General features: G+C 60.4%; 17 protein-coding genes and 1 tRNA gene. 7 read left to right on the forward strand and 11 right to left on the reverse strand.

What is annotated here, in order from left to right; translation table 11 throughout:
- The first annotated feature begins 102 nt into the window (after positions 1–102).
- Complete coding sequence (locus AC07RZ_RS21815; RefSeq protein WP_494669562.1) at positions 103–753, forward strand: DUF2968 domain-containing protein; 651 nt, start codon at positions 103–105, stop codon at positions 751–753.
- 216 nt (positions 754–969) lie between these two features.
- Here the strand turns inward: AC07RZ_RS21815 and AC07RZ_RS21820 are convergent.
- From AC07RZ_RS21820 to trxA, 6 genes are all read right to left on the reverse strand, one after another.
- Positions 970–1056: transfer RNA gene (locus AC07RZ_RS21820), tRNA-Leu, on the reverse strand.
- A gap of 84 nt (positions 1057–1140) precedes the next feature.
- Positions 1141–2859 (reverse strand): ArnT family glycosyltransferase, encoded by a 1719-nt coding sequence (locus tag AC07RZ_RS21825; protein WP_494669563.1) that lies wholly within the window; start codon positions 2857–2859, stop codon positions 1141–1143.
- A gap of 210 nt (positions 2860–3069) precedes the next feature.
- Complete coding sequence (locus AC07RZ_RS21830) at positions 3070–3339, reverse strand: type B 50S ribosomal protein L31 (protein WP_144742400.1); 270 nt, start codon at positions 3337–3339, stop codon at positions 3070–3072.
- 232 nt (positions 3340–3571) lie between these two features.
- Complete coding sequence (locus AC07RZ_RS21835) at positions 3572–4864, reverse strand: MFS transporter (RefSeq protein WP_494669564.1); 1293 nt, start codon at positions 4862–4864, stop codon at positions 3572–3574.
- A 205-nt stretch (positions 4865–5069) separates the two neighbouring features.
- Positions 5070–6332, reverse strand: coding sequence for a transcription termination factor Rho (gene rho / locus AC07RZ_RS21840; RefSeq protein ID WP_014004861.1), 1263 nt, complete (start codon positions 6330–6332; stop codon positions 5070–5072).
- Between the two features lie 104 nt (positions 6333–6436).
- A complete protein-coding gene (gene trxA / locus AC07RZ_RS21845) occupies positions 6437–6763 on the reverse strand; it encodes a thioredoxin TrxA (protein WP_061532392.1) in 327 nt (108 codons plus the stop codon).
- A 313-nt stretch (positions 6764–7076) separates the two neighbouring features.
- Between trxA and AC07RZ_RS21850 the strand changes: the two genes are divergently transcribed.
- Complete coding sequence (locus tag AC07RZ_RS21850; protein WP_494669565.1) at positions 7077–9815, forward strand: PD-(D/E)XK nuclease family protein; 2739 nt, start codon at positions 7077–7079, stop codon at positions 9813–9815.
- Positions 9812–13120, forward strand: a complete 3309-nt coding sequence (locus tag AC07RZ_RS21855; protein ID WP_494669566.1) for a UvrD-helicase domain-containing protein — start codon at positions 9812–9814, stop codon at positions 13118–13120. Before AC07RZ_RS21850 ends, AC07RZ_RS21855 begins: the two co-directional genes overlap by 4 nt.
- Positions 13121–13188: 68 nt before the next feature.
- Here the strand turns inward: AC07RZ_RS21855 and AC07RZ_RS21860 are convergent, their stop codons facing one another.
- From AC07RZ_RS21860 to AC07RZ_RS21875, 4 genes are all read right to left on the reverse strand, one after another.
- Positions 13189–13932, reverse strand: a complete 744-nt coding sequence (locus AC07RZ_RS21860; protein ID WP_092401992.1) for an amino acid ABC transporter permease — start codon at positions 13930–13932, stop codon at positions 13189–13191.
- A gap of 158 nt (positions 13933–14090) precedes the next feature.
- Positions 14091–14888, reverse strand: coding sequence for a basic amino acid ABC transporter substrate-binding protein (locus AC07RZ_RS21865; RefSeq protein WP_494669567.1), 798 nt, complete (start codon positions 14886–14888; stop codon positions 14091–14093).
- A 26-nt stretch (positions 14889–14914) separates the two neighbouring features.
- Entirely contained in the window at positions 14915–15712 is a 798-nt protein-coding gene (locus AC07RZ_RS21870; protein WP_144742404.1) for a basic amino acid ABC transporter substrate-binding protein, read from the reverse strand.
- Between the two features lie 15 nt (positions 15713–15727).
- Positions 15728–16507, reverse strand: coding sequence for a basic amino acid ABC transporter substrate-binding protein (locus AC07RZ_RS21875; protein ID WP_186450656.1), 780 nt, complete (start codon positions 16505–16507; stop codon positions 15728–15730).
- A 315-nt stretch (positions 16508–16822) separates the two neighbouring features.
- Here AC07RZ_RS21875 and AC07RZ_RS21880 point away from each other — a divergent pair, with 315 nt between their 5' ends.
- Positions 16823–17851, forward strand: coding sequence for a MerR family transcriptional regulator (locus AC07RZ_RS21880; RefSeq protein ID WP_494669568.1), 1029 nt, complete (start codon positions 16823–16825; stop codon positions 17849–17851).
- A gap of 48 nt (positions 17852–17899) precedes the next feature.
- Here the strand turns inward: AC07RZ_RS21880 and AC07RZ_RS21885 are convergent, their stop codons facing one another.
- Positions 17900–18976 carry a substrate-binding domain-containing protein gene (locus AC07RZ_RS21885; protein WP_494669569.1) on the reverse strand — a complete coding sequence of 359 codons (1077 nt, stop codon included), beginning with the start codon at positions 18974–18976 and terminating at the stop codon, positions 17900–17902.
- A gap of 263 nt (positions 18977–19239) precedes the next feature.
- On the opposite strand from AC07RZ_RS21885, the gene AC07RZ_RS21890 reads away from it, so the two are divergent.
- The 3 genes from AC07RZ_RS21890 (at position 19240) to AC07RZ_RS21900 (ending at position 23032) form a co-directional block, all read left to right on the forward strand.
- Positions 19240–20781, forward strand: a complete 1542-nt coding sequence (locus AC07RZ_RS21890) for an OFA family MFS transporter (protein ID WP_494669570.1) — start codon at positions 19240–19242, stop codon at positions 20779–20781.
- 185 nt (positions 20782–20966) lie between these two features.
- Positions 20967–21473 carry a formate dehydrogenase subunit gamma gene (locus AC07RZ_RS21895; RefSeq protein ID WP_092402016.1) on the forward strand — a complete coding sequence of 169 codons (507 nt, stop codon included), beginning with the start codon at positions 20967–20969 and terminating at the stop codon, positions 21471–21473.
- A complete protein-coding gene (locus AC07RZ_RS21900) occupies positions 21470–23032 on the forward strand; it encodes a formate dehydrogenase beta subunit (protein WP_494669571.1) in 1563 nt (520 codons plus the stop codon). The genes AC07RZ_RS21895 and AC07RZ_RS21900 overlap by 4 nt, the downstream gene beginning before the upstream one ends.
- The last annotated feature ends 43 nt before the right edge of the window (positions 23033–23075 follow it).

Raw genomic sequence — 23075 nt, forward strand, 5'->3', positions numbered from 1 at the left:
ATTGCCCGCATGCTGTCTAATATCGACTAAATTAATGTTAGCGAAGGGAATCAGGGGATGAATGTAAATGTACGCAATGCAGTCCGCGGTTTAGGATTGGGGATGCTCATTGCCGGCTTGTCGGCCAACGTCTTGGCGCAACCGTCATCCGCCAGCCCCGCAGCCGCCACAGCTTCGCCAACTCCGGCCGCAGCCCCCCAGCCCGCAGCCGTCAGCGCTAACAGCACCATCAGCGAACTGCAGCAGTTGATGCAGAGCCAGGGCGTGAGCGAAATGCGTACTACCTATAACGGTAACTATGGCTCCAGCCTGCTGTTCAAGCCGGAGAGCCGCACTTATTATGTCGCCTTGTTCCAGCAAAAGAATTTCTGGCGCGTCGTGAAAACCACGTCCGACGTGCAAGCCGAACAAATCTACAAGAGTTTTGTCGGCCAGACCGAAAAGCTGGCCGAGGTAGATATCCGCCGCATTAAGCTGGAAGCGGACAAGTCCTACACCGAGCAGCTGATTGCAGCCCAGGAAACCCGCCTCAACGCCTTGCAGAACGATCTGGTAGTGCAGCAGCAGCAAGAGCAGAACGTCAGCGTCCAGCAGGATCAGGCGCGTCAGCAGGCACAGCTGCTGAGCAACAAGCAGCAAGCTGCACGCAACGAATTGCGCGGCTTGCAAACCCGCATCCGTACGCTGGAAGCCCAGCAGACCATGCTGGATAACAGTAATTTCGGCGACGCCAAGGCCACCAGCAAGAAGTAACTCCGCCGCGGTGCGGATCTATCTAGCGCCAGGGGGCTGACCTCGGCGCGTGGCGGGAAACATGTCGGGATGCGTATATTGCGTGTCCCGATTTTTTTTGCCTGGCGCCACGCGACTGACTTTATCAAGCTGCGCGGCAGCATGATGGCGGACTTGGCCGCCGATTCTGATGAGGCAAAACAAAAAGGCCTCCATTTCTGGAAGCCTTATGTCTGTTGGTGCCGAGAGCCGGAATCGAACCGGCACGCTGTTTCCAGCGCGGGATTTTGAGTCCCGTGCGTCTACCTATTCCGCCATCTCGGCAACGCGTCCGCTATTATGACTGGTTTCTGCTGCCCGATCAATAGCTGGGCCAATCAATTTTCCCGCAACCGGCCCGCTGCGGGGCTAGTTGCCGACCCGCTGGTACAGGCGGAAGCGTTCATCGCGGTCCGACGGCCGGCGGCCGGTCCACAGCAGTTTCCAGTTGCCTTTGAATTCACGCCAGATCGCGTCATCCGACTTGACCGAAATATTGTCCTGGTACAGCAGGAAATCGCAATGCGGCTGGCCGTATTCGCCGAATGGAATCTGGCCGAAATAAGCGAACGATGCGCGCTGCGCCGGACCGACATTGGTGTCCACGCACTGCTTGACGGCCGGCAGGTGCTCGTCGATCTGGGCGGCTACGCCAGCATAGCTCTTGCTGTAATTGATCCATGGCAGCCACAAGGTGGTGAGCAGCAGCCAGCACAGGATCACGCCGCCAGAGGACAGCACTACCGCGCGCCACAGGACCGCCGGCCGGCGCGACAGGCGCCAGTTCACCAGCAGGATCCAGAACACCGAGCCAAGCAGCGCGATCGCCAGCGCGATCAGGTTGAATTCCGGTTTGAAGCCGGGCGCCAGCTTGTAGACATTCCTGGCGATCTGCGCCGGCCAGCCGCTTTCCTTGGCGATCCAGGCCAGCCAGATGAATGCTGCGCAGGCGGTCAGGGTCATCACCGAGAACCAGTCCACGGCATTGATGGCGCCGCGTTTCATGGTCGGCAAACCGAATGCCGCCAGGATCACCAGCGGCGGCAGCAGCGGCAGCAGAATGCCTTCTTCCGGATGCGGGTTGAGCAGCAGCATGATCGTCAGGCTGATGAAAAACGCCAATGGCAATGCGATATGCAAGGTCGAGCGCTGCTGGCGCCAGGCGTACACCGCCCAGCCGGCAAACGGCCATGCCGGCCACGCGAACCAGATGCCGTATTTAAAGTAATACGATAAGGCAGTCCAGGTCGGCCAGCTCAGCTGGCGCAGGTTGATGGCCTCCCAAATGGCGAAGCGGGCCGGCGCGCCGGGCAGCAGGGCCCAGCTGACGATGAACCAGAGCGCGGCAACCAGCAGCGTGACCGGCACGGTCGCCAGCAGCATGTCGCGGGCGATGGCTTTTTCTCGCATCAGCGCCAGCGTCAGCAAACCGCACAGCATGGCTAGCGGCAGCAGCCAGCCGCGCGTCAGGACCAGCAGGCCGAAGTTGAGGCCGAGCAGGGCGGCGCTGCGCAGGCTGCGTGCCTCGAACAGGCGCACTGCGACGTAGATGGAAAAGGCGACCAGCGAGACTTGCAGGCTTTTGGCGGTAGGTTCGTGGCTCTGCAGCAGCAAGCCCAGGCTGCCGAGATAAATCAGGAAGGCGCCGTCGGCCAGGGTGCGGCCGAAATCGCGCGGTTCAGGCTGGCCGCCGAAGGCTAGCCGGAGCGGCTGTGCTTCGGCGCGGCGTCCCAGCAGGTAGGTGGCGTACCACACCGACAGCGAGCCGACCAGGAAGAATCCCACGGCCGGCAGGCGGCCTGCCAGCGGATCGCCCAGCAGCCAGCCGAACAGCTTGATGAAGATGGCGCCGATCCAGTAAGGCAGCGGACTTTCGCCGGGCATCGGCAAGCCGACGATATTCGGCATCAGCCAGTCGGAGAGGCCGCCGTGGGCCATGGTCCAGGCGATGCCGAAGCTGGAAGCGTCTTCATTTTTCCAAGGATCGCGCCCGATCAGGCCCGGCAGTATGTATAGCAATCCCAGCGCCCACAGGCCCCAGCGCGGCAGTGCGCTAGTGGCGGAGGCGGGAAGACGGACGGGCTTCATCACAATGGCGTTTGATCAATGTTGAATTGCTGGGTATTGTGCCGGATAGCGGGTTACTGCGCTATTACTGAGCGTAGTTTTTGTTCCTGGCGTTCTCAAGAAAACATACACTTCTTTACGATTTATCAAAGAGCCGCCTGCGATGCCGCCGGCGAGCCTGATAAACAAAAAAAGGCAGCCGCAGCTGCCTTTTTAAAACGAGCGATCGAATTAAGTATTTGCGATCGAAGTCTTGGAACCGACAGCGCCGAATTTCTTGCGGAACTTGTCAACGCGGCCAGCGGTGTCGACGATTTTGTGTTGACCGGTGTAGAACGGATGCGATTCCGACGAAACTTCAATCTTCACCAAAGGATATTCTTTACCTTCGTGAGTGATGTTTTCGCGAGTCTGGATTGTCGAACGGGTGATGAACTTGAAGTCGTTCGAAACGTCGTGGAACAGGACTTCGCGGTAATTTGGGTGAATGCCGTCTTTCATAATTGCCTCAATTGAGTGGTAGCCAATCAATCACTTCGTCGGTCGTCTTGCTTCTTGACCCGATTGTCGATCACTTGCCGGGGGTGGAAAACCGCAAATTATACAATAAATCAGGTCGTGAATTGGAAAAAATGAATGAAATCAGTGCCTTGGGGTTAATTCGGGACGGATTTTCAGTATTATTTTTTTATTATTTCGTATTGGGCGGACATCGAGTCCGCCCAATACGACCCTAGCTTTTGACAGCTGCCAGGGTTTGATTGCCGCTTTTGCGATACAAATACAATGTTGCAAACAAACCACATATCGCTGCAGCAGTCATCCACATGCCGGGCGCGCCTTTATCGCCGGTGTATTCAATCAGCCCGGTCGCGATGGCTGGCGTGAAGCCGCCGAAAATCGCTGTCGCCAGGCTGTAAGCCAGGGAAAAGCCGGCGGTGCGCACTTCAACCGGCATGACTTCAGTCAGGGCCACTACCATTGCACCGTTATAGCTGGCGTACAGGAACGACAGCCACAGCTCGACCATCAGCATTTTCTGGAAAGTGGGGTCAGCCACCAGCCACGACAGAGCCGGGTAGGCGGTGAGGATGGTGAGGATGGTGAACACCAGCAGCAGCGGCTTGCGGCCGATGCGGTCGGACAGGGCGCCCATCACCGGCAGCCAGATGAAATTCGAAATGCCGACGCAGAAGGTCACCACCAGTGCATCGATGGTAGAGAGCTTGAGCACGCTTTTGCCGAAAGTCGGCGTGTAGACGGTGATCAGGTAGAACGAAACGGTAGTCATCGACACCAGCATCATGCCGGCGATCACCAGGCCCCAGTTATCGACCATGGAACGCAGGATCTCGCGCACGGCAGGCTTGTGCTTGCGCGCCATGAACTCTTCGGTTTCCTGCAGCGAGCGGCGGATCATGAACAGCACAGGCACGATCATGCAGCCGATAAAGAACGGCACGCGCCAGCCCCAGTCAGCGATTTGCGCCGGTTGCAGCCATACCTGCAAGCCGAAGCCGAGGGCCGCGGCGACGATGATCGCTACCTGCTGGCTGGCCGATTGCCAGCTGACGTAAAAGCCCTTGTTGCCCGGGGTCGCCATTTCAGACAGGTAGACCGACACGCCGCCGAGTTCGACGCCAGCCGAGAATCCCTGCAGCAGGCGGCCGACCAGCACCAGCAATGGCGCCGCATAGCCGATGCTGGCGTAGCCTGGCACAAAGGCGATCAGCATGGTGCCGAGCGCCATCAGCGCCAGGGTGGTGATCAGGCCCTTGCGGCGGCCGACCCGGTCGACATAGGCGCCGAGGATGATGGCGCCCAGGGGACGCATCAGGAAGCCGGCGCCGAAAGTCATGAAGGTCAGCATCAGCGACGCAAATTCGTCGCCGGCCGGGAAAAAGGTTTTGGAGATATAGGTAGCGTAGAAGCCGAACAGGAAAAAATCGAACATCTCCATGAAGTTACCGCTGGTAACCCGCAGGACTGTGCCGAATTTCGATTGGCTGGATTGAGTTGTCGCCATGATGTGCCGTTGCGAAAATGGAGGTTCGCAAGCATAGCATTTCGCGTGTTTTGACGCTCCCTTTGCCGGTAAATTTTAGTTTTCACATGGCAATATGCCATGATGCCAGTATTTGCGGCTCGGTTGCCATGGCGCTGTCAGCTGCACATAAAAAAAGAGCCCGGCCGATTTGCATGGGCCAGGCTCTCTTGATGGCTGATGCTGATCAGCCGCCGCGTCGCATCATGTCGAAGAACTCGGCGTTGTTCTTGGTCGACTTCATCTTGTCGAGGATGAACTCCATCGCTTCGATTTCATCCATGCTGTACAGCAGCTTGCGCAGCACCCAGATCTTCTGCAGCTGGTCAGGCTTGATCAGCAGTTCTTCGCGGCGGGTGCCGGACTTGTTCAGGTTGATGGACGGGTACACGCGCTTCTCGGCGAGGCGGCGTTCCAGGTGGACTTCCATGTTGCCGGTACCCTTGAATTCTTCGTAGATCACGTCATCCATGCGGCTGCCGGTTTCGATCAGGGCGGTAGCGATGATGGTCAGCGAACCGCCTTCCTCGATGTTGCGGGCGGCGCCGAAGAAACGCTTCGGACGCTGCAGCGCGTTGGCGTCGACACCGCCGGTCAGCACCTTGCCGGAAGCAGGGATCACGGTGTTGTAGGCGCGCGCCAGGCGGGTGATCGAGTCCAGCAGGATCACCACGTCTTTTTTCATTTCGACCAGGCGCTTGGCTTTTTCCAGCACCATCTCAGCGACCTGCACGTGGCGCGTGGCCGGTTCATCGAAAGTCGATGCCACCACTTCGCCGCGCACCGAGCGCTGCATTTCGGTCACTTCTTCAGGACGTTCGTCGATCAGCAGGACGATCATCACGGTGTCGGGATGGTTGGTGGTGATCGCATGCGCAATATGCTGCAGCATGACCGATTTACCCGACTTCGGCGACGCCACCAGCAGGCCGCGCTGGCCCTTGCCGATTGGCGCGATCATGTCGATGATGCGGCCGGTGATGTTTTCTTCGCCGCGCATGTCGCGTTCCAGCGGCAATGGCTTGTTCGGATGCAGCGGCGTCAGGTTTTCAAACAGGATGCGGTGTTTCGAGGCTTCCGGCGATTCGCCGTTGACCTTGTCGACCTTGACCAGGGCGAAATAGCGCTCGCCGTCTTTCGGCGTACGCACTTCACCTTCGATCGAATCGCCGGTGTGCAGGTTGAAGCGGCGGATCTGCGAAGGCGAGATATAAATGTCGTCGGTGGACGCCATGTAGCTGGCGTCGGGCGAGCGCAGGAAGCCAAAGCCGTCAGGCAGGACTTCGAGGGCGCCGTCGCCAAAAATCTGTTCTCCTGATTTCGCGCGCTTTTTCAGGATCGCGAACATCAGTTCTTGTTTGCGCAAACGCGCTGCGTTATCGATGTCCAGGCCGATTGCCATTTCTAGCAGGGCGGAGACGTGTAACGCCTTTAATTCAGATAAATGCATAGGTATGAGTGTCCCGGGATGGGAAATATTGGGTGGGGGAGGGAACTGCGTGGTGTATTAGTAAAACACAGGCGGCGATGCGGGCGCATCGCCGCGGTTCTTTATTATATATTCGAATCGATGAATGCGGTCAACTGGCCTTTTGCCAGCGCGCCGACTTTCTGTGCCGCAGGGACGCCGTTCTTGAACAGGATCAAGGTCGGGATGCCGCGGATGCCGTGCTTGGCAGGCACTGCCTGGTTGGAATCGACGTCCAGCTTGACGATTTGCAGCTTGTCGCCGTATTCCTTGGCTACTTCTTCCAGGATCGGGGCGATCATCTTGCATGGACCGCACCACTCGGCCCAGAAATCAACCAGGACTGGTTTGTCGGATTTGAGTACATCTGCTTCAAAAGCTGCGTCGGAAGTGTGTTTAATATGTTCGCTCATGGTTTCCTCAGTGTGAGGGAAAAAGAATCAATGTGTGCCAAGACGACTTACCATTCCTGCTTGGTGGCTGCCATCGGCGTTCCCTATTCTATTGAATAAGTGGGGATGCCGTGCGCGAATTCAAGTTTTTTGTGGGTGCGGTAAGAGGTATTGCGGCGGGATATTCGCTAAATCATAACCGATTTTATGAAAAAGTGTGGGCCATGTAATTATTTGAGGCTTGTTTTTCCAGGGGCTCGCATAAAATGCTAGTTAATTGTTGCAAAAATGCGAGAGCTGCAAAACGGCCGTTCTCGCGCTTCCAGTGAGTTACATGCCATCAGAATCCATCCAAATCGTGCCATCTGCCAACTTCTGGCCGGATGCTGCACGTGCCTTGCTGGCAGCCTGCCGCCAGGCCAGCGGCGACCACGGACAGCGCGATTTCGCCCAATGGCGTGTGGTGTTGCCTACCTTTGCCCACGCCCAGCCGCTGAAAGCGGCCATGAACGCGGAGCTGGGCGGGACTTTCGTGCCGCCGCAATTCTTTACCTTGTCCGGCTGGCTGGCGACTTTGCCGCCGCTGCCCAACGTGCTGCCCGCCAGCGAGCGGCTGATGCGCCTGTATGCCGAATTGCGCCAGCACGGCTGGCTGAAAAAATTATTCACCGCGCGCCGCAACACAGACCTGTTGCCGCTGGCGCAGACGCTGTTAGCGTTATCAGACGAATTGACGCAAGCCTTGCTGCCTGCCTTGCACGCAGGTGCGGCAGCAGGCGATCCGGAGCAGCGCTGGCAAAGCGCGCTGGAGCAGCTGTCGCCGGACGCGCGCAAGCTGCTGTCGGATGAAACGCAGCTGGTATGGTCGATCTGGAAAAGCCAGCTGGACGCCGACGACGCCATCGCGGCGCGCTTTGCGCAAATGCTGCAGGTCGCGGAAAACGCCAGCCAGCCGCTGGCCTGGATCAGCTCGGTGGCGCCGGAACCGCTGGAGCAGGCTTTTCTCGATGCTTATGCCAAGCGCCAGCAAGTGCTGACGATTACCCTTGACTGGCGTGCCCACGCAATCTTGCCGATGCATGCGCTGGCCTGGCCGGAAATGGTGGCAGCCGCGGCGGATGGAGAAACCGCGGATATCGCGGCCGGCAATCATGCGCCGCCGCCTGAGCTGGCATTGTGCGCGGCGCGCAGCGTCGAAGACGAAGCAGTGCAAGGCGCGCAGACGGTGATCGACTGGCTGCAGGAGGGCAAGGCCAGCCTGGCGATCGTAGCGCAGGACCGTGTCGTGGCGCGGCGCATCCGCGCCTTGCTGGAGCGGGCGCAAGTCCACGTGGCCGATGAAACCGGCTGGAAGTTGTCTACCACGCGTGCTGCATCCGCCATTGCAGCCTGGTTCGACGTCGTCGCCGCGCGCGGTGAAACCACGGCCTTGCTGGACCTGCTGAAATCGCCGTTTGTGCTGAATGAGGCGCCTAGCGACCTGCTGCACGATGCGCAGGACAGCGTTGCCAACAAATCTGCGCTGGTGATGAAAATAGAGTTGCTGCTGCGGCGCGCCAATGTGCTCGGCGAGTGGCGCGCGGTAATCAATGCCTTGACCGCGGCGCCGGCGGAACAAAAAGCGGTAGCTTTGCTGGCGCAGCAGGCGGCATTGTTCAGCGGCCGCAAGAATCTGCGCGACTGGATCGCCACCACCGCCGCGGCGCTTGATGCGCTGGGCGTGTCGTCGGCGCTCGGCGCGGATTCTGCCGGCCAGCAGATCTTGCAGCTGTTGCAGAATATCGCGCCGCCCGGCAATGATTTTGCAGCGCTGTTTTCATTTCCGGAGTGGCGCGCGCTGGTCAGCCTGCAGCTCGACGACACCAGCTTCATCAGCGCCGCCAATGACCGCAGGGTCGTGATGCTGCCGCTGAACGGCGCCCGCTTGCGTACCTTCGACGCCGTGCTGATGGTGGGCGCCGATGCCGATCACTTGCCTTCGCAGCCGCAGGAGACGCTGTTCTTTGCCAATACCGTGCGGCGCGAGCTGGGCCTGGCGACGCGCGAGAGCCGCCAGCGCCAGCAATTGCGCGACGTGGCCGAGCTGCTGGCGATGAATCCGCAGGTAGTGCTGTCGTGGCAGGCGCACAAGGATGGCGAACCGAATCCGGTCAGCCCCTGGATCCAGCGCCTGCAGCTGACTTTGGCGCGCAGCGCCGCGCCGGCTCTGCCTGAGCGGCGGGCGGCGATTGCATCGCAGAACCTGCAAGCCAGGCCGTCCGCCATGCCGGCGCCGGCGGCGCCGCAGCTGACGCCGAGCCGCCTGACGGCCAGCGCTTACAACAGCTTTATCGCCTGTCCGTATCAATTCTTCGCCAGGCGCATGCTGGGCCTGGCGTCGCTGGACGAACTAACCGACTTGCCGGAAAAGCGCGACTATGGCGGCTGGCTGCATGAAATCCTGGAGACTTACCACGAAACCCTGCGCGACCAGCCGTGCCCGCCGGACCAGCGCGAATCCTTGCTGGCCGATATTTCAAAGAAATTGTTCGACAGCGTCATTGCAAAAAATGCAGCTGCCTTGGGCTATTACTCGCGCTGGCAAAAAGTCATTGCGGCTTATGTCGCCTGGGCCAATGAACACGAAGCGCAAGGCTGGCGCTTCGTGTTCGGCGAACAGGCTTATGAAAAAACGATGGCGCTACCCGACCGAGAGTTGACGCTGCACGGCCGGATCGACCGGGTCGACGAGAACGGCGCCGGCGAGCGCGCGGTGCTCGATTACAAGACCAACAACCTGGTCGTGCTGAATAAAAAACTGAAAGACCATGAAGATCACCAGCTGGCGTTCTACGGCCTGCTGTCGGACCGGCCGGTCGCGGCGGCGCACTATGTCGCGCTGGAGACCACGAAAGACAAGGTCGGCGACGTGAGTGCTCCCGATTACGACGAAGCGCAGCGCGCTTTGGCCGCGCAGATTTCGGTCAATGTGCAAGCGATTGCGCGCGGCGTCGGCCTGCCTGCCAACGGCGTGGCGTCGGTTTGCCAGTATTGCGATGTACGCGGTTTGTGCCGCAAGGGAGCATGGGAATGAGCGAATCGATGCAAGCCGGACTGCCGAGCGCTTATCGCTTGAACGGCGCGGTCGTCGAAGCCCAGGATTTCACCAACGCCGCCTGCGATCCGCAGCATTCGGTGGTGGTGGAAGCTTGCGCCGGCAGCGGCAAGACCTGGCTGCTGGTGGCGCGCATGCTGCGGCTGTTGCTGGCCGGCGCCGCGCCGTCGGAACTGCTGGCGATCACCTTTACCCGCAAGGCCGCACAGGAAATGCGCGAGCGTCTGCTGGAGCTGCTGCACGACCTGGCCCTGCAGCCGGAAGACAAGGTGCGCAACCTGCTGCTGGAACGCGGCATCGCCCGGCAAGACCTGGCGCACACACTGCCAGCGGCGCGCGGCCTGTATGAGCGCGTGCTGGCCAGTCCGCAAAGCCTGTCGATCGACACCTTCCATAGCTGGTTCGCGCGGCTGCTGCAAATTGCGCCGCTGGCTTCCGGCGTGCCGCACGGCTATGCCTTGACCGAGAAAACCGGCGAATTGCTGGCGGATGCTTACCTGCGTTTCATGCAGTCGTTGAACGACGAAGAGCATGGCCAGACCAGGCAGGACCTGCTGGCGCTGTACCAGCTGGTCGGCGATTTCAGCACCCGGAAACTGCTGAATGCTTTCATCGACAAACGCGCCGAATGGTGGGCCGTGATCCAGCAGGGAGCGGATGCGCCGCTCGAATGGCTGCGCGAAATGTGCGGCGCAGATGCCGAAATCGATGCACGGCTGTCGTTGTGGGACGACCAGAAGCTCCTGTCGCAGGTCAAGCAGATCGCCTGGCTGCTGGGGCAGGGTTCGGCGACCAACCAGAAACGCGCTACCGCGATTGAAATGGCGCTGACGGCTGGCGCCGCGGCGGTCAATTTCGACGCCTTGTGCCATCAGTTCTTTGACGATGCCGGCAAGCCGCGCAGCAACGGCAAGGCCAAGGATTTGCTGAAGGCGCTGGAAAACAGCCTGGGCGGCAATGCCCTCGATGCCTTCGACGCGCAATTCGATGCGACCGGGGAAGCCCTCAAGCAGTTGCGCAAGCGCAGTCACGAGCGCACCGTGCTCAGCCTGAACCAGCACCTGTTCAGTGTCGGCAACGCTTACCTGGAATGCTACCAGGCGCTCAAGGCGGAACAGCGGCTGTTCGATTTCGCCGACCTGGAGTGGCAAGCCTATCGTTTGCTGACCAACCCGGAAAGCGCGGCCTACCTGCAAAGCCGGCTCGACACGCGCTACAAACATATCCTGCTGGACGAGTTCCAGGACACCAACCCGCTGCAATGGAGCATCGTGCGCGCCTGGCTAAGCGCCTATGGCGCGGATGCCGGCCAGCCCAGCGTGTTTGTGGTGGGCGATCCCAAGCAGTCGATTTACCGTTTCCGGCGCGCCGAGCCGCGGGTGTTCGAAGCCGCGCGCAAGCTGCTGCAGGAGCAGGGCGCCACGGTATTGCAAGCCAACCAGACCAGGCGCAACGCCACTGCGATTGTCGAGGTGCTGAACGCCAGCTTCTACGCCAACCCGCTGTTTTCCGCGCAAACCACGCTGGGCGAGGCCGGCGGCGCGGTGTGGCGCCTGCCTTTGGTCCGGCAAGCGGACGATGAGGCGGAACAGCCGCCGCAAGGCTTGCGCAATCCGCTGACCACCGCGCGCGAAGAATCGGAAGACGCCCGCCGCCGCGACGAAGGCAGGCAGCTGGCGCAGGCTTTATGGCGCGCCAGGCAAGAACTGACGGTGCGCCAGGAACACGGCGGCCGCACGCTGCGCTGGTCGGATGTGATGCTGCTGGTGAAAAAACGCAGTCATTTGGGCGCTTATGAAAGTGCGCTGCGCGAAGCCGGCATACCGTTCATGTCGGACAAGCGCGGCGGTTTGCTGGAGTCATTGGAAATTTCCGACCTGGTTGCCTTGCTGACTTTCCTGATCACGCCGGATGATGCGCGCGCACTCGGCCATGTATTGAAATCGCCGATCTTCGGCGCCAGCGACGACGACCTGATCGCCCTGGCGCAACGCGCCGAGCGCGGCTGGTGGGCGCGCCTGCGGGCGGCCTCGGCAAGCCCGGACGCTGCTCCTGCGCTGCAGCGCGCCGCCGCCTTGCTGGAACAATGGCTGCAGGCGGCGCCGCGCTTGCCGGTGCATGACCTGCTCGACGTGATTTTGCACCAGGGACAATTGCTGGCGCGCTATGCCCAGGCGGCTTCGCCTTTGACGCGCAGCCAGGCGATAGGCAACATCGAAACCTTCGTCGAGCTGGCGCTGAACATGGACGCCGGCCGTTATCCCAGCCTGCCGAAATTCATTGATGCCTTGCGTGGCCTGCAAAACGCCGCCGGCGGCGATGCGCCCGATGAAGCCAGCATCGACGCCGCCACCGATGCGGTGCGCATCCTGACGGTGCATAGCGCCAAGGGGCTGGAAGCGCCGGTGGTGGTGCTGCTGGACGCCAATCACAGCAAACCGGCGCGCGACGACTACGGCATCTTGTGCGACTGGCCGCAGGATGCGGAGGCGCCATTGCATTTTTCCGCGTTCGGCAGCAGTGCCGAACGCGGCGCCGCGCGCGATCTGCTGTTCGCGGCGGAAGAAGGTTTCAAGACGCAGGAAGACTGGAACCTGCTGTACGTTGCCACCACCCGCGCCAAGCAGCTGCTGATCGTCAGCGGCGTCGCCGGCAGGAGCGGCGGCGTGACCGAAGACAGCTGGTATGCACGGCTGGAGCAGGTCCCTGAAATCAGCCTGGATGCCGTCGCCGAACACGCCGCGGCTGCCGGCGGCGTACAGGAATTTGAGCAGGAAATATTTGATCCGCCGCAATTGCCGCCGGCCGAGACCGCCGTCGAGGCGACTTTCGACAACGAGGCAATCGCTGAAGGCATTGCTTTGCACGGCTTGCTGGAAAGAGTGACCCAGCATGGGTTGTGGCCGGTAGCGTTGCCGGACGCGGCAACGATTGCGCGCTGGCTGCCGTGCCCGCCGGCGCTGGCAAAGCAAGTGCGGCAGCAGGCACAGACCATCCTGGGACAAGCCGGCCTGGAACAGTTTTTCAATCCGGCCATGCACCTGCATGCGCGCAACGAGATGGAAATCATCGCCGACAATGCGGTGCTGCGCTTCGACCGCGTGGTGATCTTCGAGGACGAAGTGTGGATCCTGGATTACAAGCGCAAGCTGCTCGACAGCGAGCGGGCGGCTTATACCGCACAGCTGCGCAGCTACCGGCAGGCGGCGCAAGGAGTGTTTGCCGGCAAGCGTTTGCGTACCGCCTTGCTGACCGTGGATGGGCGCTTGTCGGAAGTCGACTAGTTATTAAAAAACCCTTGTTTTCGTTGAGAAAAATAAGGGTTTTTTCGGAAGGGGCTACTCGGTTGCCATCAACGATGGTGGGGCGCCGCGTACTTCCGTTCCAGCCGGCCGACCAGCGTCGCCAGTATCATGGTCATGGCGAAATAGACCACGGAAATCGTGATGTACGGCTCCCAGTAGCGCGAATAGGCGCCGGCCACGGTCCGGGCGGCATACGCCAGCTCGGCCAGGCCGATCGCCGACACCAGCGACGAATCCTTGAGCAGGGTGATCGCTTCATTGCCGAGCGGCGGCAGCATGCGGCGGAACGCCTGCGGCAGCACCACGTAGCGCATGGTGAGTTTGTAGCCCATGCCGAGGCTGGAGGCGGCGTAAGACTGGCCGCGGTCGATGGACTGGATGCCGGCCCGGAAAATCTCTGAAATGTAAGCGCCGGCGTTCAGCGACAAGGCCACGATGCCGGAGATGAATGCGCCGTAATCCTGCTTGATGGTGCGCGCCAGCTCGCCGGAGATCAGCAGGCCGTTGTCCTGGTGGATCAGCACCGGCATCACTGCAAAGTGGATCAGCAGGATCTGCACGAACAGCGGCGTGCCGCGGAAAAAGGCGACATAGAAGCTGGCCAGCGATTTCAACAGGCGGAACGGCCATTTCCATGGACCGTGCTTGACTTCCGCCAGACGCAGCATGCCAAGCAACAGGCCGAGGATGGTGCCGATGATGATACTGATCACGGCGACCTGGACCGTCATGAAGAAGCCCTTGACGAATAGCGGCGCGTAGCCTTGTATGATGCTCCAGCGAAAATCCATAAGTGTTATTGAGAAGAAACGGTGCGACGGGCTGAGAGGACGCGTAACCCGGCGTGCTGCTGGTCCGGGTTAAACATAAGATAATAAAAATTAGCGCAAAATTATACCGTAGTTGCCGCAGACCGCCAAAAATAGCCGGTCTGCGGGCAGGTCACAGATTATTGCTTACCGTTGCCGAAGTACTTTTCATTGATTTTCGCGAAGCTGCCGTCAGCCTTGACATCAGCCAGGCCCTGGTTGATTTTGGCCAGCAGTTCGGTATTGCCCTTGCGTACCGCAATGCCATAGTACTCTTTCGGAAAACCGGCATCGGGCACCACGCGGAAGCTGGCGGACGGATTGTTGGTAATGTAGTTCCTGACCACCGGATCGTCCGCCACCACGGCGTCGACGCCGCCGCTCTCCAGTTCCTTCAGGGCCAGCGTGGTCGAGTCGAAGCGCTTGATGCTGGGGTTGTTCTTGCCCACCAGGTTTTGCACCACTTCGTCGCCGGTGGTGGCGCTTTGCACGCCGATCTTCATGGTCTTCAGGTCAGTGAACTGCTTGACCGAGGTATTGCCTTGCGGGACCGCGATCAGCTGGCTGGCTTCGAAGTAAGGTTCGGAGAAATCCACGGTCTGCTTGCGCTCATCGGTGATCGTGATGGCGGAAATCAGCAGGTCGCGGTCGCCTTGCGCCAGGAAGTTGAAGATGCCTTCGAACGGCGTCGGTATGAATTTCACCTCGATGCCGATCTTGGCGGCGATCGCTTTCATCAGGTCGATATCGAAGCCGACCACTTCCTTCTTTTCGTTTTCGGCGGAAAACGGCGCGTAGGCCGATTCAACGCCGACCACGTACAGGGTTTGCTTGGTGGCCGCCGCCGGCGTTTCTTCCTTTTTGCCGCAGGCGCCGACGGCCAGCAAGCCCAGGCTGAGAGCGCACAGCGGCAGATAGCGGCTTAACATTTTTTTCATGGGGTTCTCGTAAAAATCAGTCGAATTTACAACTTCTCGTCGGCGAAATATTTCTTGTAGATCCGGTCCTGCGTGCCGTCAGCCTTGATCTGTTCCAGGCCGTGGTTGAGCTTGGCTAGCAGTTCGGCGTTGCCCTTCTTGACCGCGATTCCGTAGTATTCCTTGGGGAAAGCCGGGTCGTTGACGATGCGGAAGCTCTTGCCCGGATTGTTCTTCACGAAATTGGTGACCACGCCGTTGTCGCCGATCACGGCGTCGACGCCGCCGCCTTCCAGTTCCTGGAACGCCAGCGGCATGGATTCAAAGCGCTTGACGCTGGGGCTGTTCTTGCCGACCAGGTTCTGTGCCGCCTCATCCGCGGTGGTGGCGCTCTGGACGCCGATCTTCAGGGTTTTCAGGTCTTCGAACTTGGCCACCTTCGAACTCGACGGCAGCACGATCAGCTGTTTTGCCACGAAATAGGGTTCGGAGAAATCCATGGTCTGGCGGCGCTGGTCGTTGATCGTGATGGTGGAAATCAGGATGTCGCGGTCGCCCTGGGACAGCGCATTGAACAGGCCGTCGAACGGCGTATTGACGATCCTGATCTTGAGGCCGGCCTTGTCGGCCACGGCTTTCATGATGTCGATGTCGAACCCGACCAGTTCCTTTTGTTCATTCTCGGAAGCGAAGGGAGCGTATGCGCCGTCCGCGCCCACCACGTATTCAGTGGCTGCATTGCCGGCGCTCGCCGCGGCATTGCTGTCCTTCTTGCCGCATCCCGCCAGCACAGCCAGCGAACACAGCAAAGCCAGGGTCAGCGCCGGCAGGTATCGTTGTTTCATGTTTTTCCCCGGCGGTTATTTAGCGGTGTCGGCAAAATACTTGGCGTAGATCTTGTCGTAGGTGCCGTCAGCCTTGATTGCCGCCAGCCCTTTGTTGACCTTGGCCAGCAGCTCGGCGTTGCCCTTCTTGACCGCAATGCCGTAATACTCTTTGGAGAAGGCTGGGTCGGAGATCAAGCGGAAGCCTTCGGACGGATTGTTCTTGATGTAGTTCTTCACCACGCCGTTGTCGGACACCACGGCTTCAACGCCGCCGCCTTCCAGTTCTTTCATGACCAGCGTCGCCGATTCCAGGCGCTTGATGTTGGGATTGTTCTTGCCCAGTTCCTTTTGTACGATTTCGTCGCCGGTGGTAGCGCTTTGCACGCCCACTTTCATGCTCTTGAGGTCTGCGAATTTGGTGACCTTCGAGTTTTTCGGCACCACGATCAGCTGGTTGGCTTCAAAGTAGGGCTCGGAGAAATCGACGGTCTGCTTGCGCTCGTCGGTAATCGTGATGGCCGACGCCAGCAGGTCGCGGTCGCCTTGCGCCAGGAAATTGAAGATGCCTTCAAACGGCGTATTGACGAACTTGATCTTGAAACCGCCCTTGTCGGCGATGGCGTTCATGACGTCGACATCGAAGCCGACGATTTCCTTTTGTTCATTCTGGTACTCGAACGGCGCAAAAGTCGCTTCGGCGCCGACCAGGTACTCGGTCGGTGCAGGCGTCGCCGCGGTTTTCGGTTCCTGCTTGCCGCAAGCTGCCAGCGACAGGGCGAGCACGCACAGGCCCAGATTGAAAATGCGATTCATTGAGTAGCTCCTGTAAGGTCGGTAGAGTGTTCCAGCCATGAGGTTGGTATATTAACAATATTGCCTGGAATAAGCCGCTATTTTAGATTCATCCATGCAAATAACAATGATTTATATAGATAGATTGCAGATAAGTGCGGCCGGCTAGGTGCGGCTGGCGAGGTGCGGCCGGCCAGGTGCGGCCGGCGAGGCGTGCCTCGCCGAATGCCATGGCGGAAATGACAGGTGTGGTTTTTTTTTGCGATAAGCTGCTTGACCCTGACGTGGCGTGAGGTTCCAGAATCAATGGGCGCTGAAGAAAAAAGGAGCAAGACCATGTTGCTGAGAGTAGGTGAACTAGCCAAACGCTGCGGCCTGACGGTCAGGACCCTGCATTACTACGACGAAATCGGCTTGCTCGCTCCTTCGGCGCGTTCCGATGCCGGCTACCGGCTGTACAACCGTGGCGATATCGCCCGCCTGCACCAGGTGCAGGCGCTGCGGCGCCTGGGGGTATCGCTGGGCGAGATCGGAGCCCTATTGACCCGGCCGGAGCTGTCCCTGGCTTCTGTCATCGAACAGCAGCTTCGCATGCTGGATGAGCAAATCGCGCAGTCTGTCCGGCTGCGCGACCGTTTGTCCGCCCTGCGCACGCAGTTCATGGCGGGAGAAGAGCCGGAACTGGCCGAATGGCTGACAACGATGGAGCTGATGAACATGTACGATAAATATTTCACCCAGGAAGAACTCAAGCAACTGCCGTTCTACCAGGCCGATACGGCCCGGCGGCGGCAATGGTCGGCGCTGGTGGAGCAGGTGGCGGCCCTGATGGCCGGCGCAACGCCGGCCGGCAGCGACCAGGCGCAAGCGCTGGCGGTGCGCTGGATGGACATGGTGGAGCGGGATACGCTGGTCGATCCGGCCCTGTTCGCCAAGCTCAGGGCCATGCACGAGAACGAACCCGGCATGCAGGAACAGACCGGGATCTCGCCAGACATGATCGGTTACGTGATGCGGGCCTTCGCCGAGAGCAAGCTGCAGGTGTACCAGAAGTACCTGTCGCCCGCCGAGTTCGCCTTCATGCGCGCCAACTACGGCAAGCGCATGAAAGAGTGGCCGCCGCTGATCGCCGCCTTGCGCAAGCAGATGGATGGCGGCGCCGCGCCCGGCGATGCGGAACCGCAGCGGCTGGCGCAAGTGTGGATGGAGCTGTTCCGCTCCTATGCAGGCGACAATCCTGGGACCCAGCAGAAAATCCGCAACGCCATGGCGCAGGAACCGAGCCTGTCCAGGGGCACCTGGCTCAATGACGAGCTGCTGGCTTACCTGCGCCAGGCGCTTGCGATCCTCCAGCCCGCATCCTGAGGCGGGACCGCGCCGGCGCATCCAGGCTGCGAAGCGGCCGGCGCGATTCTATTGCAGGCTCCCGAATGCCTCCGACAGCGACAGGATCTCGCCGGTGGCGCTGCCGTCGTAGCCGTTGAGCTGGTTGACTATTTCGCGAAACGAGGCCGATTGCAGGATGGCGATGACCTGCCGCATCAACGGATCTTTCATGGCAGCGCTGGAGATAGCGAAGAAATAGCGTTCGCGGACCAGCGGGATGAAATCCAGGCCGAAGCGGTGGGCGGCGGTCTGTACGCCGAAGCCGACGTCGGCCATGCCGCTGGCGATAAAGGCGGCAATCGCCGAATGCGTGAATTCGGCGCTCTCGAAACCTTCGATGGCGTTCGGCGACAGCGCTTGCCGGGACAGCATCAGCTCCAGCAGCATGCGGGTGCCGGAACCCGGCTGGCGGTTGACGAACAGCACGCCAGCGCGGCTCAGGTCGGGCAAGCCGGCGATATTCTTCGGATTGCCTGGCGCCACCATCAAGCCCTGGTTGCGCACCGCCAGGTGGATCAGGCAGTGCTTGTTTTTATCCAGCCAGCGGCTGTAGCTGGCCACCGAAGCATCCTCGAATTCTCCCAAGGGCACATGAAAGCCGGCCAGGTCGCATTCTTGCCGCGCCAGCGCGGCTACTGCATCGGCGCTGTTGCGGTAGCGCAGGTCTACCGGCAGGTGGCGTTCATTCAGCTGGTTGAGCAGCGCGGCGACGGCAAAACCGTGGCTGGCGTTGAGGCGGATCACTTGCGGCTGGCCGCTGACCGTCTTGCTCAGTTCGCCTGCCAGCTCGGACGCCAGGGTTTCCAGGGTCGGCGACAGGCGTGCCGCGATGCGGCGGTCAGCCCAGATCAGTTTTTCCGCCAGCGGCAGCAGGCGGCTGCCGCGGCCGCGGCCGGTCTCTATCAGGGGGTGGCCGAACATCCGTTCGGCGTCGCGCAGCAAGCCCCAGGCATGGCGGTACGAACTGCCGGTCTGCTTGGCGGCGTTGGCGATGGAGCCGGTTTCCTGGACGGCGGTGAGCAGCGTCAGCAGCACAGCGGTATCCAGCGGCTGCTCCGTGTCGCGCGAGATTTCCCAGTGCGGCTTGATTTTCACTTTATACATTATGCAAAATATAGCCTATTGAGCAGCCTGGTTGCCAGTGATATTTTTCATATATACAAAGGTTAATATAGGTAAAATTGTAGTTAGAGAAAATATTTTTCGTATAAAACTATATGTAAGTAATTACCTATGGTACATATAAGCTTTTTTAATTTCCGGGGGGAAAAGTGGGATTTTTAGATAAAGAGCGGACCATTGCAGGTCCCGGTTTCAACCGTTGGCTGGTACCGCCTGCGGCGTTGGCAATTCATCTGTGTATCGGCATGGCTTACGGCTTTTCGGTGTTCTGGCTGCCGCTGTCCAAGGCGATCGGGATCAAGGAGTCGCTGGCCTGCTCCAAGGATATGAGTTTCTTTGCTGAAATATTCGCCAGTACTTGCGACTGGAAGATTTCGATGCTGGGCTGGATCTACACCATGTTCTTCGTGCTGCTGGGAACATCGGCAGCGATCTGGGGCGGCTGGCTGGAACACGTCGGTCCGCGCAAAGCGGGTTTTGTGGCAGCCTTGTGCTGGTGCGGCGGTTTGCTGATTTCGGCACTCGGCGTCTACCATCACCAGATCTGGCTGATGTGGATAGGCTCCGGCCTGATCGGCGGCGTCGGCCTTGGGCTGGGTTACATCTCGCCGGTGTCGACCCTGATCAAATGGTTCCCGGACCGGCGCGGCATGGCTACCGGCATGGCGATCATGGGTTTCGGCGGCGGTGCGCTGATCGGCAGCCCGCTGGCCGACAAACTGATGAAGCATTTTGCTTCCGACGTCTCGGTCGGCGTCTGGCAGACCTTCGTCGTCATGGCCCTGGTCTACTTCGTGTTCATGATGGCTGGCGCTTTCGGCTACCGGATCCCGCCTAGCGGCTGGAAGCCGGCCGGCTGGACGCCGCCTGCCACCAACGGCAATGCGATGATCACCCAGCATCACGTGCATGTCAGCAAGGTGTGGGGCATCCCGCAATTCTGGCTGGTATGGCTGGTGCTGTGCCTGAACGTCTCGGCCGGCATCGGCGTGATCGGCATGGCCTCGCCTATGCTGCAGGAAGTGTTCGGCGGCCATCTGCTCGGCGTCGGCACCAAGTTCACTGAATTGTCGCTGGAGCAAAAGGGCGCGATTGCAGCGATTGCCGCCGGCTTTACCGGCCTGATCAGCCTGTTCAACATCGGCGGCCGTTTCGTCTGGGCTTCCTGCTCGGACTATATCGGGCGCAAGATGACTTACGTGGTGTTCTTTGTCCTCGGCTTCGTGCTGTATGTGAGTTTGCCTTGGTCAGGCGCGGCCGGCAGCGTGGCCTTGTTCGTGATCGCGGTGTGCCTGATCCTGTCGATGTATGGCGGCGGTTTTGCCACGGTGCCGGCCTACCTGGCTGACCTGTTCGGCACCCAGATGGTGGGCGCGATCCATGGCCGCTTGCTGACTGCATGGGCGACCGCGGGCATCCTTGGACCTGTGGTGGTGAACTACATGCGCGAATACCAGCTCTCGCTGGGCATGCCGCGCGAGTCGGTCTACAACACTACGATGTACATCCTGGCCGGCTTCCTGGTAGTGGGCCTGCTGTGCAACCTGATGATCAAGCCGATTGCTGAAAAGCATTTCATGACGCCGGAAGAATTGGCCCGTGAAAAGAAACTGGCGCACGAGCAGGCTTCCGCCAACCCGGACGTGACGGTTTCAGCCGAAGACATGGCGCGTATTGGCAGCGGCGGCAGCCCGCTGGTGTTATGGTTGTCGTGGGCGGCGGTGATTATTCCGCTGGTTTGGGGGATATCGATCACCTTGCAGAAATCCGCAGTGTTGTTTAAGTAATTGAGTTAGGCCGGATGGGCAGCAATGTCCGTCCGGCGGTTGGGCAGGCAAGAAGCCAAGAGCAGTTGCAGTACGGATTCAGGACGCACCGCGGTGCGCCGATCAAGGTGCACCGAGTCATAACAAGAACATCCATTCTGCGCACCTTTTGTAACATCGAACACCGGTAGGAGACTGTCGTGAAGATGCAAATCGAGCCAAGTTCTCAAGTAGTTCCGTCGGACCCGTCTGTCGACCTGGACCAGGTCAAATCCATTATCCAGAAATACCAGGCCTTGCCCGGCGCCATGCTGCCGGTCCTGCATGCCATCCAGGATGCGCTTGGCTACGTACCGTCGTCGACGGTGCCGTTGATCGCCGAGCAGCTCAATCTTTCGCGCGCCGAGGTGCATGGCGTGATCAGTTTTTATCACCATTTCCGCCAGCAGCCGGCCGGCCGCCACTTGGTGCAGATCTGCCGCGCCGAGGCTTGCCAGGCGCGCGGCTCGGCAGCGCTCGAAGCGCACGCCAAGGCGGCGCTGGGCTGCGATTTCCACGGCACCAGCAGCGACGGCCAGTTCACGCTGGAGCCGGTGTATTGCCTGGGCCAGTGCGCTTGCGGCCCGAGCATGCTGATCGACGACGACCTGCATGCGCGCGTCAGCAACGATAAATTCAACAAGCTGGTGCGCGCCAAGCGAGGTGTGGCATGAGCATCACTATCTACGTGCCGCGCGATTCGACCGCGCTGGCCTTGGGCGCAAATGAAGTTGCCGAAGCGATCGTGGCCGAAGCGGCCAGGCGCGGCCAGGAAATCACGCTGGTGCGCAACGGTTCGCGCGGCATGTTCTGGCTGGAGCCGCTGGTCGAGGTGGCAACCGCTGCCGGCCGCACCGGCTACGGGCCGGTCGAGCCGGATGATGTCGCCGGCCTGTTCGATGCGGATTTCCTGGCCGGCGGCCAGCATCGCCTGGCTCTGGGGCTGGTTGATGACATTCCCTATTTGAAGAAGCAGGAGCGCCTGACTTTCGCCCGGGTCGGCATCACCGATCCGCTGTCGCTCGATGACTACCTGGCGCACGAAGGCTACCTGGGCTTGCAAAACGCCCTGGCCATGCAAAGCGCTGACATCGTGCAGGAAGTGCTGGACTCGGGCTTGCGCGGCCGCGGCGGCGCGGCTTTCCCGACCGGCATCAAATGGAAGACGGTGCTCGGCGCGCAGGCTGCGCAGAAATACATCGTCTGCAACGCCGACGAAGGCGACTCCGGCACCTTTTCCGACCGCATGGTGATGGAAGACGATCCCTTCGTGCTGATCGAAGGCATGACGATCGCTGCGCTGGCGGTTGGCGCGACCTGCGGTTATATCTATGTCCGCTCGGAATATCCGCATGCGATCGCTGCATTGGAGCAGGCAATCGGCACGGCTGGCGAGCGCAATTACCTGGGCGAGGATATTCTCGGCTCGGGCCGCGCCTTCCATCTGGAAGTACGCAAAGGCGCCGGCGCCTATATCTGCGGCGAGGAAACCGCCTTGCTGGAAAGCCTGGAAGGCAAGCGCGGCGTGGTGCGCGCCAAACCGCCGCTGCCGGCGATCGAAGGCTTGTTCGGCAAGCCGACCGTCATCAACAACGTGATCTCGCTGGCCTCGGTGCCTATCATCCTGGCGCGCGGCGCTGCTTTTTACAAGAATTACGGCATGGGGCGTTCGCTCGGCACCTTGCCGATGCAGCTGGCGGGCAACATCAAATACGGCGGCCTGGTGGAGAAAGCATTTGGCGTGACCTTGCGCGAACTGCTGTTCGACTTCGGCGGCGGCACCGAAAGCGGCAAGCCGATACGCGCGGTGCAGGTCGGCGGCCCGCTCGGACCGTATCTGCCGGAATCGCTGTTTGACACCAAGCTCGATTACGAAGCTTTCGCCGCCGTCGGCGGCATGCTGGGGCATGGCGGCATCGTGGTGTTCGACGACAGCGTCGACATGGCCAGGCAGGCGCGCTACGCGATGGAGTTCTGCGCGGTGGAATCCTGCGGCAAATGCACGCCTTGCCGCATCGGTTCGACCCGCGGGGTGGAAGTGATCGACAAGATCGTTGCGGGGCAGACTCAACAGATTCATCTCCAGCAGATCCATCTGCTGCGCGACCTGTGCGACACCATGGTCAACGGCTCCCTGTGCGCGATGGGCAGCATGACGCCGTTGCCGGTGCTGTCCGCGCTTGATCATTTTCCCGAAGATTTCGCTGGCGGCACGCTGGACAAGGCCGCCTGACCGCCATTCAGATAAACACCACCCACGTTCCACCGGAACCAGG

It is taken from the genome of Collimonas sp. GW821-FHT07E08 (assembly GCF_059418905.1).